This window comes from Mucilaginibacter rubeus (genome assembly GCF_014643835.1).
GTDB classification, from domain to species: Bacteria; Bacteroidota; Bacteroidia; order Sphingobacteriales; family Sphingobacteriaceae; genus Mucilaginibacter; species Mucilaginibacter rubeus.
Genome location: NZ_BMKD01000003.1, coordinates 181,380 through 198,084, shown reverse-complemented (window position 1 = coordinate 198,084; position 16,705 = coordinate 181,380). Strand labels below are relative to the sequence as shown.

Genomic DNA, 16,705 nt, shown 5'->3' with positions numbered 1-16,705 from the left:
TTGCGTGTTGGCAGGGAGAGGTTTATACGCCTTTGTAACGACAAGGCATCTCGCTGAAACCCCTCCCTACATCCTCCCAGGGGAGGGAATCGCACAGCCCTCCACACCTTAAACTCCTCTATTGTCTTTTTATAGGTTATTACTCTCTCAAAAGGAGAATCGCACTGCTCCCAAACAATTAGTTCTTTTTCTGCGATCTCTCTGTGATATTTTTGAGTTTTGCCCATCTTTATAATTGTTTCAGATCGGCGTCAAAGCGATAGCTTTTACCTTTTTGAGTTTCGACATCTATGGTCTTTCCGCCATAATTTAAGCGACAGGTTTTACCCAGTTTGGAAAGCACCTGCAGGCTTTTCAACCGACCATTTTGCCATTCAAAATCAAGTACAAAACCACCTCTTGCGCAAATACCTTTGATGCTACCTTGCGGTAATGCAGTTGGCAAAGCTGGAAGCAGTTCAATAACATCACCCTGACTTTGTAAAAGCATTTCGGCTAAACCTGCTACGCCGCCAAAATTTCCGTCAATTTGAAATGGCGGGTGTGCATCGAACAGATTATGGTAAACGCCTCCCTTCTCTTTCCCGGAAGTTACGTCCGCAGGTGATAACAGTTTGCTCAGCATCAGATAAGCATGATTACCCTCGTGCATCCGTGCCCAGATATTTACCTTCCAGGCAATGCTCCAGCCAGTGCCTTCATCGCCACGGTATTTCATAGATTGTTCGGCAGCCTTTAACAGTTCGGGAGTTTTAAGCGAGATCTCAGTGCCGGGGTAGACACCCCACATATGCGAAACATGCCGGTGGGTATCCGTCGTATCGTCCTTATCTTCCAGCCACTCCTGCAGCTGACCGTACCTGCCGATTTTATTAGGTGCTATCTGACTGTATTTGAATTTGAGTGTATCGGCGAAAGCCTTATCAATATTCAACACTTTGGCAGCTTCGATACAGTTTTTAAACAGGTCGCGAATGATCTGGTGATCCATCGTTGGCCCGGCAACCAAACCCCCATGCTCCGGCGAGTTGGATGGCGTACTAATGAGGTAGCCAGTTTTAGGATCTTTCACCAAAAAATGCACAAAGAACTCGGCTGCACCCTTCATTTCGGGATAAGCCCGTTTTTGTAGAAACTCTTTATCGCCGGTATACAAATAATGTTCCCATAACTGGTGGCAAAGCCAGGCAGCGCCGCTAACCCAAATGCCATGATTGGATGCGTTAACAGGTACAGTACCGCGCCACAGATCTGTATTGTGATGCAGCACCCAACCCGGAGCACCGTAATGCTCAACCGCGGTTTCATGCCCGGTTTTGGAAAGGTCATCAACGATGCTAAAAAACGGTTGACTGCAAGCAGATAAGTTAAGTACCTCGGCAGGCCAGTAATTCATTTCGATGTTGATATTAGTAGTGAACTTACTGCCCCATGGCGGTGTAAGCAGGTTATTCCACAAACCCTGCAAATTCGCCGGGCCACCGCCCGGCCGGGATGAGGAGATCAGCAAATACCTGCCATATTGCGTATATAAACTGATAAACGAAGGATCAGGTGATTGGCTAAACTTCAGAATCCTTTCGTCCGTTGGCAGCTCCGCGTTTTCTCCCTTGCCTAAATCAATGGAAAATGTATCGAAATACTTTTGATAATCTTTTACATGAACAGCTTTAATGACGGCATAGCTTTTATGTGATATAGCTGCGATCTGAGCCTTACAAATAGCCTCGGGATTACCCGATACATCATGATAGTTTTTAAAATTGGTTGCCGCCGTGAGGTAAAATGTGGCTTCATCAGCTCCGGTAACCGATATGTTTTTTGAATCGACTATAACCTTACCACCCGCCGCCTGTACATGTAGATAACTTACGCCACTCAAAACACCACTTTTTACTTTTAAAGACAGCGCGAGTGTATAGTCATCAATTTTACGGGTTACATAGTTTCTATGCAGACTGCTCATTAACGCCTTCAACGTAATTTTACCCGGCTTATCGGCAGTAAGGTGTACGGCCATCATCTGATCGGGCGTACTGCTGAAATACTCACGAGTGTAGGTAACACCGTTGGCTTTGTAGCTTACATGGGAGGTGGCATTAGTAAGATCAAGATCGCGTTTATAATCAGTTATATCCTGTTTTGGAAATTGCAGGTACAGATCGGCGAAGGGCTGGTAATCGGCATTGTAACGGGGATATGCCGGCGGGCTATCATCCTGGATGAAATATTTCCATTGACCGGCAAGGCTAATCCCATCACTTTCGTTTCCTTCGGGATAAACCGATAAAGTTTTAGCGTTGCTTGTAAATCCACCTTTATCGTAAAAATTAACTACCTGTACAGCGATCCTGTTTTCGCCGATATGTACCTTATCAGAAGGGATAATGTATTTCCTGTAAGCGTTACCCGATGTTGTGCCGATGTAATCTCCGTTAAGCCAGGTCCGGTCTATATCACGTATCCTGCCTAAACTAATTACGATATTTTTTCCTTTCCAACCAGAAGGAATATTAAAATACTTAATAAACCAAACTGCTCCATCCAAACCTTCAAAACCGGGTGTTATTTCCCAACCCTGTTCAATTGACAAATTGATAGTTCTAAGGTTATTATCATGAAATAACTCGTCTTGCGGTAAATGGTATGAGCTCATCATATTGAACCATTTCGCCGAGTCAGCCGCATAAGTAGCTTCATTGCTTTTCGTACCCATAAAATGCTGCTGGGCCATGGCCTCTGCTTCGGCTTGTTTGCCTTCGGAAAGGAGTTTGCGGATGGGCTCTAAATATTTTACTGCACCTTTGCGGTTATAGTCGCGCGGGCCTCCTGTCCATAGGGTTTGTTCGTTGTATTGGATATGGTCTTCGGTAACCCCACCGTAAATCATGCCTCCTATCCTGCCATTACCGATAGGCAAAGCATCCGTCCATTTTTGAGCGGGTTGTTTATACCAAAGCTTAAGGGGCTGCTGGGCAAAACCCTGTACAACCTCAAGAATGAATATTACAATAAATAAGCTCCTTCTGCTACTCATAGATCTCAATTAAAAAGCCAGCGTAAATCTTTGATATTACCTTCGTTGCTCAGGCCAGCGTCATATACAGGCACATTGGCGTCAGCATCAACAATGCCTAAAATCAAGGCCGCACCTTTACCTAAGGTAAGCGTATTTGAACCTGCTTTAAAGGTATAGGTATGAATATTTACCGGAGGCAAGCCATCAATTTGAACGGCATTGGCAATCTTAATATCTGCCTGTCCATAGTCATTGGCACTGGCATCTGTTTCCAGTTGCGGCTCGGGCAGGTATTGAGGCAATTTACTATTGAAAAAACCAACCAGTACTTTTACCGGCTTATCATTTTTAAAGCCGATTGTTGTACCATTTTTCTGCTGATCTGCTTTTGATAGTTTTACTCCTTTTAAACCGGCCAGTTCTTTTGCGACGTTTTTTATCAAAGCTGTTGTATCGGAATAAACCGCTTCGTCTGAAATTACCTGATAATTGCTACTACTATTTTCAAACTTCACAAGCGCATCTTTCAAAACCACAACCTCCTTTTGCTTTTGCTGTGTTTGAGGCGATTTCAACGAATCGATATTGCGTTTAAAGTTGTCAAGTTCCTTTTGGTAAACCGGCAAAAGCTCGGCCCAGGTTTTCATTTTGGCATCATTGCCTCCAACCGGGATTTTGCGTTGTTTGGTTTGCATGCTGTTGGCATACAGGTAAGCATTTTCAGTTAGTTTCACCAATTGCTTATAATAATCCAAACTGGTTTGCAACTCGGGTAAAGCCTTTTCCAGATCGGCAACATCATCTGAATATTTATAGCGCAACACCCATAAAGCTGCTTTTGCTTTGTAAGCATAATTATTGGCCATTGCGTTATAACAATACATATCATTTTTTAAGCGGGCAAACTCGGCTTTATCTTTACTAATTTTCGCTGATGCTTCGTCGATAGCCTCAACAGCTTTTTTCCCTTGCACTATTACACTATCGATAACTTTTACCGGTGTTTCGCCTACGTGCGGCTGGCGCTTCCATTCCCTTTCGGCATATTCACTCATCATTTCACCAACAGGGCCTTCTGAATTGTATAACAGCGAAAACAAACCGTATTTTTCAGGATTTACCAGCTGGCTCATTAGCATGCCCAAGGTCATCGTTTGGCGGTTGCCATCAGTGATGCCGAAACGGCGCAACAACTCGGGTGAGATATTGCCTGATTGTTCATAAGCTCTTAAAATTGCTTCGCCATGAACCTGATCGCAGCCATACTTATCGGCCAATTGCTTTGCCCAATAGCTTATTTCGCCGACCCTTTCCCTTTTGCTATCCCAGGCATAGCGCGACCATGCCTTGTACCAGATCCAATCCCTCTCTAATTGCAACAGGCGCTTACCATCCGTTTTATCTGCTGTATAAGGCCAATCCCAGTACGACGCCTGCGGATACAGGTGCAGGGCATTTGCTCCATAAACAGTATGCATGGCCTGCACACATTTCTGAATAAAATCGGCCGAGCCATAGCGAAAAGGCTCCAGGTTGGCAAGGATATGCACATTTTCTATCTGCACGGTACCGATATTACTCAAAGTACGATGCAGATCAGCCCAGGGACCATGTGGTTCATAAGTAGTAAGCGCCTCGCCGTTGTATTTGGCCATGGTGTACAGATTGTGATATAAAGGTTTGGCGTATTTCATCACTGTGGGCGCATCGGTATCATGCGCACGGAGCACAATCGGCGGCTCATCCGTGCGACCGAGGGCTTTTAACCCATCTTTTACACCCGGAATGATGGTTTGTGTAAACCAGTCGATATCATCCTGACCCGCACCTTCCATAGCCTCGCCCAGTGTAATCAACAATCCAACGTGAGGGTATTTTTGTACAAAAGCAGCAATAGATTTACGGGTATAATCGGCAATAATGGGTACAATGTGACGGTTCCTGTCCTGCGTTTTCAGGTTATTTTTTTCGGCGAAGGGTTTGGATACGATGATGTTATAAAAACCCTGAATAAGCCAGATGCCACGTTTATCAGCTTCCTCGGCCAAAAAACTATAGATCTCTTCGTTTTTTTTGAAAGTAGCGTCATCAACCTCAACAGCGTAAGGATATTCCTTTACCCGTACCAGCGAGGCAAAAGGGTGACCATTCCACAAATACAAAGAGTTCATACGGTTATGCGCCAACGAATCCAGATAACGGATCCACAAAGCTTTATCATAAAACCATGGGAAATTTTGCGGCGTGTATGGGTACTCATAAGTACCCCGACCGGGAAGTAGCGCAGGCTTTTGCACCCCAATACAGGTACCCCGCAAAACCATTTCGGGCTGATCATGCAGGTTGATATTTACGGGAAGCTTGTTATTTAAATTGATCCTATCCGCCAGTTCAAGACAGCCATAAAGCGCACCTGAATTATCGGCACCTGCTATCAGGAGTTTATTTTTAAGGCCGCTATCACTGATGATAAAGCCCTCTTTTCGGGGTTGACTATTTGCAGCAGCCGCGAATTTCTTAACCGGAGCATCGGTAAGCAGCCCAATAACTATTGCGCTACCGGAAGGCATTGCGCCTTTATAAGTTTGTTCAGTAACTGAATATCCCGCATGCTGTAAAGCCTGAATCAACTTTTGTACGCCATAGCTTATCCTTGCATGATGCTTAGATAAGGTAACAATGGTGACTTTTTTTGACTTTCCCTGTGCGTTTAAATTTGAATGAAAACAAGAGATTAATATAAGCAACAGCAGCAGGCAACGGTTAAACATCTTCATTTTCATTGGTATTTAGACAGGCGTACGCAGAGCCGGTTTTCAATATTTGAAGCGAATTAGCTTCTTAAACCTACTCTTTAGTTTTGAACTTAATTGGTTGTATAGTATTCAAAAATATCAGTACGCTGCTGCAATTTCATCTGATATTTTCTCTATCTACTATACGATATTATCATCATTAAAGCCAACAAGCCAATAAAAGAGAGAAAATGAGTCAGGATTTAACCCGGGAGTTTCACCAGTACATGTTTCAGTTGCGTACTCCGGGATATTGCCTTACCATCGGCATAAATGATAAAACCTTTGCCTTTGTGATATTTAGTACCGGTTTTATCCCAAACTACGCTGATAGTATGCCCGTGATAAAGCACATTATCCAGCGCAAACCATTTCCATTGGTTTTGGGGGATGAGCGGGAAAATTTCGAGTAGATTATCTTCACGAGGTTTCAGGCCAACGAGATTGCTGATAACCAAATCGCAAAAACCGGAGTGGTTGTAATAGCTGCTTCTTGGGTTATCCCCTTTAAGCCAGTAACCTGTTTTTTCATCCTGATACTCGCCCAAATAAGGCAGTCCGCGTTTGATGTGCGAAAGAGCATATTTATGCAGTTCATTATAAAAAATACCGGGTGTCATAGCGCCTTTATTTTGATAAGCCGTAAGCAGGTTAGCCAGGCCCTTTAATGTTTGCGTAGTGGCAAAAGGCCATACCGCACCGTCCCACTCGCAGCCGTGCCCGGTACCATGGGTACGGAATAAAGGGTGCCTGCGTTCGGCAGTGGTAATGCCCCATGGAGCGTTAAAACCTTTGATATCGGTTAGTTGATCCCATTGTTTGGCATAAACAGGTTTATCATCGGGCAGGTTAAAATACCAGGGGATAAAGCCCAATTCCTCGCGGGCGTTGGCAAAATGCCCGTCGGGTTTACGTACTTCAAAAAAGGATGCGCTGTCGTTCCACAAACTATCCTGCACCAGTTTTTTTAGCTCGATTGCTTTTTGTGTATACTTTGTTTTTAGCGAATCATTACCTGTTAGCGCAGCCATTTTTGACAAAGCCACGGCATTGCCATACATGTAGCTGTTAATAGTAGGCCGGATGTTTTTTATTTTGCGCCCCCCGCTGATACTTTCCTCCATCGCGTCGCGCACGTCGAACTGCCAGAACAATTTGGAAGGCAGCTGTTTTTCCTTTTCCCAAACATAATAATCAGTATTAAGCAAAGGCAAGGCTTGTTCAACAAATTTTCTATTAAGGTTTACGAGGTAATAATTGTAAACCGCGTCATCTATCCAACTGCTGAACGCATGCAAATGGGGCTTCTTTTGCTTAGGATCAACATATAGCCAAAAGTTGATATACTGATTGATGTACTGCGGATCATGCAGCCAGCGCCCCTCATAAATTTGGTGACCAAGCGCACTACTTGAACTATTATAAACGCCGGTAAAGCTAACCGGCGTTATAAATTCGGTAAAAATGAAGCCATCGGGTGTTTGTTTTAGGTGTTTCCTGAATGTCCACCAGCGATAGTAATAGATTTTTTGAATGGCCGAATCCGGACACTCAAACAAAGGCACATTTTTGGCAAGCCATTCGTAAGCATGATCGTTAGTGATGTAGTTTTTAACCGTTTCAGTGTCTGTCTTGTTAAAGCTATTGACATAGGTTTTCAGTTTATCAAAACCCAACACGTGCTTTTGCTGCGCAAAAGCACTACCTATCATGCAAAAAAACAGCCCGGTAAAAAACGTCTTTTTTATCATCACCTACACCTCTACAATAGCTTTAATAACCCCATTCGCCGGGTTTAGCCAGCTTTCAAACTGATCTTTTACTTCATCAAATTTTACCCGGTGGGTAATATAAGTTTGAGGATTGACAAGGCCGTTTTTCATCGACCGGATCACGTGTTCAAAATCCTCGCGGGTAGCATTCCGGCTGCTCATCAGCGTAGTTTCGCGTTTGTGAAATTCGGGGTGACTTACTATAATTTCATCGCGCTGTAAACCAACCAACACATACCTGCCGCCATGCGCCAGGTACAAAAACGCGCCGTTTATAGCCTTTTGATTGCCGGTAGCATCAATCACCACGGTAGGCATATCGCCATTGGTGATCTCTTTCAGGCGCTCATTCACATCTTCGTTTTTTACGTTGATGGTATAATCAACCTTCAAATTTTCTCTGCAAAAATTAAGACGCTGTTCGTTCACATCGGCAGCAATGACTTTTGCTCCGGCAATGCGGGCAAATTCCATAATACCTAAGCCGATTGGGCCTGCACCAATAACCAGTACAAATTCACCCGGCTTTACATCGGCCCGTCGTACCCCGTGAGCACCAATAGCAAGGGGCTCAACCAGGGCCAGTTCGTCAAAGCTCAAACCTTCGCCATGAACCAATAAATGTGATGGTACCTGCAGGTATTCGGCCATGCCGCCATCCGTATGTACACCACAAACCTGGATATTTACACAACAATTTGGTTTGCCCGAACGGCAAGCGATACAATGCCCGCAATTGAAATACGGAATAAAAGTAACAGCCTCACCTTTTCCAAAACCTTCGGCATCGCCAGCTTCAACCAGTTCGGCAGCAAGTTCGTGGCCTAAAATTCGTGGATAGCTAAAAAAGGGCTGAGTACCTTCAAAGGCATGCAGATCGGTGCCGCAAATGCCTATACGTTTTATTTTGAGTAGTGCATTACCCGGTTTTAATTGGGGTACATCAGCAGTGCCATAATCCAATTGACCGGGTGTTGTACAGGTTAGTATTTTCATTGGTGTTAAGTTAGTAGTACTAAGTCTGAAGTTAAATTCAACTTTTTATACTTAGAAACTATTTTAAATATATTCATTGCCGTTGGTTTTAACCAACGCTAAAAGCTAAAAGTCCTGGTTTTAGCCCAATTATACAAGCGAATTTAGGCTAAAGCCCTCTTATTGCTGCACATTATTCCGTTGGTTAAAACCAATGGCTATGATTTTATCTGTCTGTAAACTACATTCAATAAATTCAAGCCACTCTCAGAACTTATGAATTGAGACTTTTATCTTTTTACAACGAAACCCCTCTTTTCCAGGGAATAAAATCATCCTGACCGTGGCGCACAGCATGAACTTCAATTTCGCCGCTGGCTACTTTTATCACATAATCCAGGATGCGTTCGCCCGCCTGTTCAATGGTTTCGTCACCTTCTACAATAGTACCGGTATTGATATCAATAATATCGCTCATTCGGTTAAATAATGCAGTATTAGTGGCGATTTTTACAACCGGAGCTATTGGATTGCCGGTTGGCGTACCTAAACCGGTAGTAAACAATACGATATTAGCGCCCGAGCCAACCTCGGCCGTGGTCGATTCCACGTCGTTACCCGGGGTACACAACAGGTTTAGCCCCGGCTGTGTTACTTTTTCGGGATAATCCAGCACATCCGCAACCGGCGATGTGCCGCCTTTTTTGGCTGCCCCGGCAGATTTGATGGCATCAGTGATCAGGCCATCTTTAATATTACCCGGCGACGGGTTCATGTAAAAGCCAGAACCGGCCTCTTCGGCCCGTTGGCTGTAGGTACGTACCAGATCGGCAAAGCGCTCGGCTTTAGTTTTATCCAAACAACGGTCAATCAGATTTTGTTCAACCCCGCAAAGCTCAGGGAACTCGGCTAAAATAACCGAACCACCCATCGCCACTAACAAATCAGATGTGTAACCGATAGCAGGGTTTGCCGAAATACCGGAGAAGCCATCCGATCCGCCGCACTCCAAACCTATGGTCAGTTTACTTAAAGGAGCCGGTTTGCGGGTATATTGGTTAGCCTGCATCAACCCGGCAAGCGTTTGCCTGATAGCCAGCTCCATCAAATCAGCCTCTTTACCTGTTTTCTGCTGATCTAAAATGTAAAGTGGTTTGTTAAACTCCGGCGAGCGTTTATTGATCTCCTCCTGCAAGGTCTTCACTTCGGCATTCTGACAGCCAAGGCTTAACACTGTTGCACCTGCAACGTTAGGGTGCGTAATATACCCGGCCAGCAAACCGCAAAGCGCGGTTGAATCCTGTCGGGTACCCCCGCAACCGCCTGTATGCGTTAGAAATTTAATCCCATCAACATTAGGGAAAACTTTATTACCGGCGCTTTGAGCAGTATCGCTGCCTATTTCGGTGTATAAAACCTCATCTATCTCCGCCCCTGCTTTTATTTTACCGATCAACTCCTGCGCTTTGATCTCGTATGTTTTTTTGCGACCATAACCCAAAGGTTTTACCAGGGCCTCCTGCAATACTTCAATATTTCGGTTTTCGCAAAAAACCATCGGTATTACCAACCAATAGTTCGCAGTACCTACGCTGCCGTCTCCGCGGTGATAGCCGTTGAATGTTTTGCCTTCCCATTTACTGATATCAGGCCTGTGCCAATCAGTATGGCTCTGGCCTGTTAAAAAGCTATTTGCAGCATGTTTTACATTGGCAGTACTAAGCAACCCGCCTACCGGGATCAGGCTTTGAGCTTTGCCCACCAGTACGCCATACATGATGATTTCGCCACCTTCGGGAATTTCGACAACAGCGAATTTATGCTTTGCCGGGATCAACTCTTTTACTGTATAAGTTTCACCTTTGTAAGTAACCTGCTCGTTAGCCTGCAAATCGGTTAGTGCTACAAGCACATTATCGGCAGGGTGCACTTTTAATATATTCTGTTTCATCTGTCCTCCTATTTAAATAGCGCTTATTTCCAGCTTTCCCTGTTCGTTAATAAGTTTAAACTGTGCTGTCACTGCTTCTGTAAAGCCGGGTAACGTTGTCAGATCGGTATCCCAAAGGCTTTTATTTTTAAGGATAGCTGCAATCGCTGTTTCTGCATCAACGCCGTTCCATGCTTTGCTTAAATTAGGTGCCTGGTCGTCGGTTACCGCGTAATTATCCGAATGGGCCGTTCCGGTATATTTGCCATCCGCCGTCTCGGTAATCTGCATAAAGCGGATAAAAGCTGCGAAACCAAGAGCCATCATTTGAGGTGCCTTATTGTTTTGTTTGTAATAGTTCAATAATAACGGAATAACCCGCATTTTAATTTTAGTAGCGTACTGCACCGAAATGCTCAGCCACTCGTGCCTGATGTTGGGGTTGCGGAACCTGTCGAGCACCTTGTTACCAAAATCACGGGCTACGTCTTCATCAATCTGGTATGGGATAGATGGCATGATCTCCGTAAACATCAGTTGAGTGATGAATTTGGTAAAATGCGCATCATCCATGGCTTCCTTCACTGTTTTGAAGCCGGATAGATAGGCTACGGCACAACTCAAGGTATGCGTTCCATTGAGCAGCCGGAGTTTCAACTCCCTGAAGAGTTCAATATCAGGCGTGATTACAACACCCTTATCAGCCTGGGCAAAAGATAGCACTTCGGCTATTTTCTCATCGCCCTGGATAGCCCAAAGACTATAGGTTTCGGACATGATGCTGAGGTTATCGGTATAACCGCGCTCGGTTTCCATGGCGTCACTTAATTGCTGATCCGGCCTGCCGGGCACAATCCTATCCACCAGCGAGTTGCAGAAACTATTGCTGCTCTCCAGCCAGTCCATAAAGGCGGGCTCCAGTTTATTCAGGTGGGCGAGTTCCAATACTATGGCTTCCAGCTTTTTACCGTTGTCAATGATCAGCTCGGTTGGGATGATCACCAAACCGGTATCGGGCCTTCCGTTAAATGCCCTGTATCGTTCATATAAAATAGCCAGCAATTTGCCGGGGAATGATGCTGGCGGATGTTTACGTACATCTTCCTTCACCAATTGGATGCCAACCTCGGTTGTATTGGAGATCACTATTTGTAAATCTTTGCTGCGCGCTATCTCCAGGATCTCTTCCCACTCGCCTGAGGCTGAAAGCACTCGGCTGATCGCCGAACAGATCACCTGCTCATTAACTTCTTCGCCGTTTTCAATCCCCTTTGAATAAATGGTGTACAAACCATCCTGCATATCAAAATCGGTAGTTGAGCCTTTATCGGTTGATTTAACAACTGCCACCCTGCCATTGAAAATGCCGGCACGGTTAGCCTTGTCGATAAAGTAATCGGGCAGGCCACGCAACAGTACGCCGGTACCAAATTGCAGTACCTTTTCAGGCAGATCGAATACATTGGCAGGAGGTAATTCTGCCGCCGGTACAGTTGTTTTGTTGAGGTTATATCTTGATAATATCATGTTCTTTTGAATTGTAATAAGTTACTATTTTTTTGTTTGAGGAATCTGCTTCACCAGCCAGCCTACCAAATCGTTAGCTGCTTTAAAGTTGTCATAGTCGGGTGGCAGCTTTCGGCCATCTGTATATTCGTTATAAAACCAGGGGTCGCCAACGGCAAACACAGTGCCTTTACCATATTTGGCGGTAGCTACAATTACATCTTTACCATTGATTAACTGCGAAACGGCGGGACTGGTTAATTGCAAAGTACTTAGCTCCTTAATGTAAACTTTACGGGCTGTTTTAAAGATGCTGTTATCCGCAGGAATATTTATTGCCCCTTGCTCAAAGTTACGACCAACTACACGGTTAACACTATTTTGATTAAAGCTGATACCAAATTTCGCCATTAGCTTGTTCAGATGTACAAATTCGGCATTACCGGTATCGTTATTTAAAACAACCAGTATCCCGCCATTTTTAACCCAGTTACTGATGGCTTTAATATGTGGTTCTTCAATATATTTAGCATCAGGGTTTTCCTTTGGTATATCAGGATCAACAATAATATAAACCGAAGCTTTCTTCAAATTTATATCATCCGGCGCCTCACTTAAAGTTTTGGTATGTAATCCGTAATTATTAAAGATCCGTCCAAAAAGCGAAAATCCGTTATTATCCTGTTCCTCCCACTTGTAGTGGAACGGGATGCTTTTACCGGTAATATCCTTATGGTATTCGTTATTAAAATAACTATCTAAAAGTACGGTTTTGCCTTTACCGGCATTCAGATTGGCTAAACGTTCCATCTCTACACTGGCCAGCATAAATGAACCAACACCTTTGGTTTCGTTGGTGACAGTCTTTACTCCGGTATAGTATTCGTAACTGCCATCGCGATATGGTTCGCCACCTACGCCTACAGCACCTGCCGTGCCTTTCAGGTTTACCTGTCCATCGGCATCGGTTTCAATAAAGTTTTTGATGATACCATCATAAGCTTTTCGGGCAGCAGGCAAATATTTTTGAGGCAGATAGCCTTCCCTTGCACCTTTAGCCAACGCATACACAAACATGCACGAAGCCGATGCTTCCAGGTAATTACCTTTTTTATTACCCTTGTCGAGCACCTGGTACCACAAACCTGTGCCCTGGTCCTGGCAAGCTTGTATAGCCACCGCAAGGCGCTTTAAAATGGCAACGAGTGCCGCTCGTTTAGGATGATTGGCCGGAAAATACGACAGCACATCAACCAATGCCATCGCGTACCAGCCATCGGCACGGGCCCATAAACTGGCCGAAAGACCGGTTTGCGGGTTAGCCCAGCGTTCTTTTTTGCTCTGATCCCAGGCATGATACAACAAACCTGTTTTAGCATCGCGCGCATGCAGCTCCATCCAGATAAACTGATCGGCTACCTGATCAAAGTCCGCATCCTCATGGTAAACGGAAGCATATTCGGCATAAAAAGGCTCGGCCATGTATAAGCCATCGAGCCACATTTGGTTAGCGTATCTTTTTTTATGCCAGAAACCACCTTCGGGTGTTTTTGGTTGTTCGTCCAACTGTTTGCGAAGTAACGAAGCAGCTTTGTAGTATTTTTCAGTACCTAATACTTGTTGCAAAAACAACAGGCTCCGGCCGGATAAGATATTATCCAGCGTATAATCTTTAGCCTTGTAAGTACGGATGGATCCATCTGCCCCCACATACCTGTCCATCGCTTTTTGGATATAAGTAAAATATTCACTCCGGGCCGATTGCTGCCAAACGCTTTGCAGCCCCTGCAAAACAATCCCCTGGTCATACGACCAGTTGGCGCCCGTTAACGAATCTGCCCAGATATATATAGCCGTGTTAGCCATCCGCTGTGACCATGGCAGCGTTTGCGCCCTTAGCCCCAGGCCCGCGAACAGGAAAGCACATAACAATAATATTTTCTTCATTATACAGCTCATTTTATTGACATTACATCCCAGTTATCATTCCCGGCAAGAATATTATTAAATGTATATTTTTTCATTTCGGCCTCAGTTAACTGATGCGACCATGGCGCACGTTTGCTGATATTGGTGCCGCTGCTTTTATATTCGGCAAAAAAGGCGGTCTTTTCATTTTCCGGGTTACGCCAGTTATCCCAGCCCTGGGCGCAGATGTAGCTTCCCATTGTTGTATTGATAAAAACAGATCTGGCGTATGGCCGCCAGGGCCTGCCCAGATAAACCTTTGTTACAGAGGTATCAGCTGCTTCAAGCCGGCAGTTCAAAAACACAAAACCAAATCGCTGTCGCGGTGTAGTTGCGGGAGCCGTAATAAAAGAGTTTCGGAGACTTTTGATCACACAGTTTTGGAAAACCGCAGTGGCTTCGCCGAAAATAAAATCGGTTGTACCTTCCATATAACAGTCTTTATAAAACTGGCGGCTGTTTTCGGTACCGGCATAAAGCGTATCCTGGTTGCCAAGCAGCCGGCAATTGATTATGGCACACCTGTCGCCCTCAACATGTAAAGCCACGGCCTGTCCTACGGGGCCTGCGGCATTTGCTATGGTTAAATTCCTGGCGATGAAATCATTTCCCTGCACCAAAACAGTGTAGGAAGTATAGGTTGTAAACTCGGCTTTTCCGAAGGCATCCTTACTCTGCGGGTTTGCTTTGCCCGAGAAATCGCTGTTGGTTATAATGGTGTTATCTCGGCCATCGCCTATCAGTTCGATATTACATTTCCAGGAGGGGATTACCAGTTTTTCGTGGTATACTCCGGCTTTTATGTAAATGCAAACCCTTTGCTGCGACAGGTCACGAACAGCGTTTACGGCCTGCTGAATGGTTTTGAAATCGCCGCTGCCATCCTGCGCTACAGTAAAGCGCTTCGGATAAACAACAGCCTGCGCCAGCAATAGTGCCGGAGCAAAAACAATCCATATCAATAGCGCCGCTCTCTTCATTAATTTGAACCGGTTATTGCATTTTTGGTTGCTCCTGAAGCAAACTCAGCTTTGTTCTTAGCCTTGGCGGCATCTGTATTCAGTAATTTTATTTGCTGCGACTTTTTACCGCTGACCTTAAACAACAACTCTGTATTGCCATAGGTAATATGATCAAACGCAAGGTTGTTGCTATTTTGAATATTTATGAGTGGGTTGGTTTCTTTGCTTTCGAGATGGATATTTTTCAGGAAGATGTTCTGTGCTTCTATTACATCTGCTCCTTTAACAGTTTTGAAGGTGCTGTTTTCGATGTGGATGTCTTTGATCCCCATTTCGGGTAGCCCCCGGATCATAAGCGCTTTTTCAGCACCGTTGCATACTACGTTATTTACATAAAACTTGCGAAACGAAGGTGTAGCTTCGGTTACCGGCACAACAGCCTGGTCATTTATATCATCCGCTTCGCCGGGCGATTTACCTCCGTAGTACATATCAAAAAGAATAGCCTCATGAAGAATATCCTTCATGGCAATATCCTTAATAAAGATATTTTCAACTACGCCTCCCCTGCCGCGGGTGGTTTTAAAACGCAGGCCAATGTCAGTACCAATAAACGTACAGTTAGACACGAAAATATTACGCGCCCCGCCCGACATTTCACTACCTATCACAAAACCGCCATGGGCACGGTAAACCACGTTATTCCGTACAATGACATTTTCAGTGGGCTTACCGCGTTTGCGGCCTTCTTCATCCCGGCCCGATTTAATACAGATGCCATCATCGCCGGCATCAAAAGTGCTGCCTTCAATTAACACATTCCGGCATGATTCTACATCGATTCCGTCACCGTTCTGGGCATTCCAGGGATTCCTGACCCTTGCGTTCTGTATGGTAAGGTCTTCGCATAGTAAAGTATGGATATTCCATGCGGGCGAATTTTGCAGCGTAACGCCCTGCAGCAATACTTTTTTACAATTGGTAAGTACCAGCATGTTGGGCCTGAAAAAATCTTTATAGGGTTCGTTGTCCTTTATAGTTTTCCCATTGCCAACAACACCTGCCCCAGGTGCTTTAAGGCCGTTAACATAACTTTCAGAAGGGTACCATGACCTGCCATTTTCGCTCACTACGCCTCCCGATGCTACCAGTTTTTTCCATTCAGCTTCAGTAAGCCTGTCTTTGCTGATGGCCCGCCAAACATCGCCGTGACCATCAATGATCCCTTCGCCGGTAATAGCGATATTGGTAAGGTTGGTACCCGATATCGGCGATTCATTGCGCACAGCGGCATGGCCTTCATAGTTACCTTCAACCAGTTTATACTGAGTTTTATCATCGGTAAACTGCAACAGCGCCGCCCTGCTTACGTGCAGGTTTACATTACTCTTCATCACCAGCGGCCCGGTTAGCCACAAGCCTTGCGGAATAAGCACTACCCCGCCCCCTTTGGCGCTACAGGCGCTTATCGCTTTATTGATACTTGTTGTATTTAACGTAATGCCATCCGCTTTGGCTCCGTATTTTAAAATGTTGATGGTATCCTTTTTAAATTCAGGTTTATTTACCCGCGGCAAATGTTGCCAGGAATACTGCTGACCCTGTACCCGCGATGTGACGCAACCCGCCAAAAGCAAAACCGCTATCCCTATCCTTGTTTTTACTACCGACATGTTTTTATTTTAAAACAGCTATTTATCGCCCTATAATTGGTGAAGGAACATTAAATCCTAAACAAGATTAAAGGCTGACGGCAATAAAAAAAAGAATTTGCCCAA

9 protein-coding genes are annotated in these 16,705 nt (G+C 44.8%); all 9 read right to left on the bottom strand.

Annotated features, from left to right (window positions below):
• Positions 1 to 229 precede the first annotated feature (229 nt).
• On the bottom strand, positions 230 to 3,037 hold the full coding sequence (locus tag IEX80_RS11290; protein ID WP_188832950.1) for a glycoside hydrolase family 95 protein: 2,808 nt from the start codon (positions 3,035 to 3,037) through the stop codon (positions 230 to 232).
• Positions 3,038 to 3,042: 5 nt separating this feature from the next.
• A complete protein-coding gene (locus IEX80_RS11285; protein ID WP_229701600.1) occupies positions 3,043 to 5,796 on the bottom strand; it encodes an alpha-d-galacturonidase in 2,754 nt (917 codons plus the stop codon).
• 221 nt (positions 5,797 to 6,017) lie between these two features.
• Complete coding sequence (locus IEX80_RS11280) at positions 6,018 to 7,565, bottom strand: MGH1-like glycoside hydrolase domain-containing protein (RefSeq protein WP_188832948.1); 1,548 nt, start codon at positions 7,563 to 7,565, stop codon at positions 6,018 to 6,020.
• A gap of 3 nt (positions 7,566 to 7,568) precedes the next feature.
• Positions 7,569 to 8,582: a zinc-binding alcohol dehydrogenase family protein gene (locus IEX80_RS11275; protein ID WP_188832947.1), complete on the bottom strand. Its 1,014-nt coding sequence runs from the start codon at positions 8,580 to 8,582 to the stop codon at positions 7,569 to 7,571.
• A 277-nt stretch (positions 8,583 to 8,859) separates the two neighbouring features.
• On the bottom strand, positions 8,860 to 10,512 hold the full coding sequence (locus IEX80_RS11270) for a UxaA family hydrolase (protein WP_090531667.1): 1,653 nt from the start codon (positions 10,510 to 10,512) through the stop codon (positions 8,860 to 8,862).
• A gap of 12 nt (positions 10,513 to 10,524) precedes the next feature.
• Positions 10,525 to 12,018: a tagaturonate reductase gene (locus tag IEX80_RS11265; RefSeq protein ID WP_188832946.1), complete on the bottom strand. Its 1,494-nt coding sequence runs from the start codon at positions 12,016 to 12,018 to the stop codon at positions 10,525 to 10,527.
• A gap of 24 nt (positions 12,019 to 12,042) precedes the next feature.
• Positions 12,043 to 13,944, bottom strand: coding sequence for a glycoside hydrolase family 88/105 protein (locus IEX80_RS11260; protein WP_188832945.1), 1,902 nt, complete (start codon positions 13,942 to 13,944; stop codon positions 12,043 to 12,045).
• A gap of 8 nt (positions 13,945 to 13,952) precedes the next feature.
• Positions 13,953 to 14,945 carry a pectinesterase family protein gene (locus IEX80_RS11255; RefSeq protein WP_188832944.1) on the bottom strand — a complete coding sequence of 331 codons (993 nt, stop codon included), beginning with the start codon at positions 14,943 to 14,945 and terminating at the stop codon, positions 13,953 to 13,955.
• The gene (locus tag IEX80_RS11250; protein WP_188832943.1) at positions 14,945 to 16,600 is read right to left on the bottom strand and encodes a glycoside hydrolase family 28 protein; all 1,656 of its coding nucleotides are present in this window, start codon (positions 16,598 to 16,600) and stop codon (positions 14,945 to 14,947) included. The genes IEX80_RS11255 and IEX80_RS11250 overlap by 1 nt, the downstream gene beginning before the upstream one ends.
• Positions 16,601 to 16,705: the final 105 nt, after the last annotated feature.

Excerpts from the sequence above, each read along its gene's own strand:
- IEX80_RS11265 (WP_188832946.1), bottom strand. The coding sequence starts at position 12,018 with ATGATATTATCAAGATATAACCTCAACAAAACAACTGTACCGGCGGCA.
- IEX80_RS11280 (WP_188832948.1), bottom strand. The coding sequence starts at position 7,565 with ATGATAAAAAAGACGTTTTTTACCGGGCTGTTTTTTTGCATGATAGGT.
- IEX80_RS11270 (WP_090531667.1), bottom strand. The coding sequence starts at position 10,512 with ATGAAACAGAATATATTAAAAGTGCACCCTGCCGATAATGTGCTTGTA.
- IEX80_RS11255 (WP_188832944.1), bottom strand. The coding sequence starts at position 14,945 with ATGAAGAGAGCGGCGCTATTGATATGGATTGTTTTTGCTCCGGCACTA.
- IEX80_RS11285 (WP_229701600.1), bottom strand. The coding sequence starts at position 5,796 with ATGAAGATGTTTAACCGTTGCCTGCTGCTGTTGCTTATATTAATCTCT.
- IEX80_RS11275 (WP_188832947.1), bottom strand. The coding sequence starts at position 8,582 with ATGAAAATACTAACCTGTACAACACCCGGTCAATTGGATTATGGCACT.
- IEX80_RS11250 (WP_188832943.1), bottom strand. The coding sequence starts at position 16,600 with ATGTCGGTAGTAAAAACAAGGATAGGGATAGCGGTTTTGCTTTTGGCG.
- IEX80_RS11290 (WP_188832950.1), bottom strand. The coding sequence starts at position 3,037 with ATGAGTAGCAGAAGGAGCTTATTTATTGTAATATTCATTCTTGAGGTT.
- IEX80_RS11260 (WP_188832945.1), bottom strand. The coding sequence starts at position 13,944 with ATGAAGAAAATATTATTGTTATGTGCTTTCCTGTTCGCGGGCCTGGGG.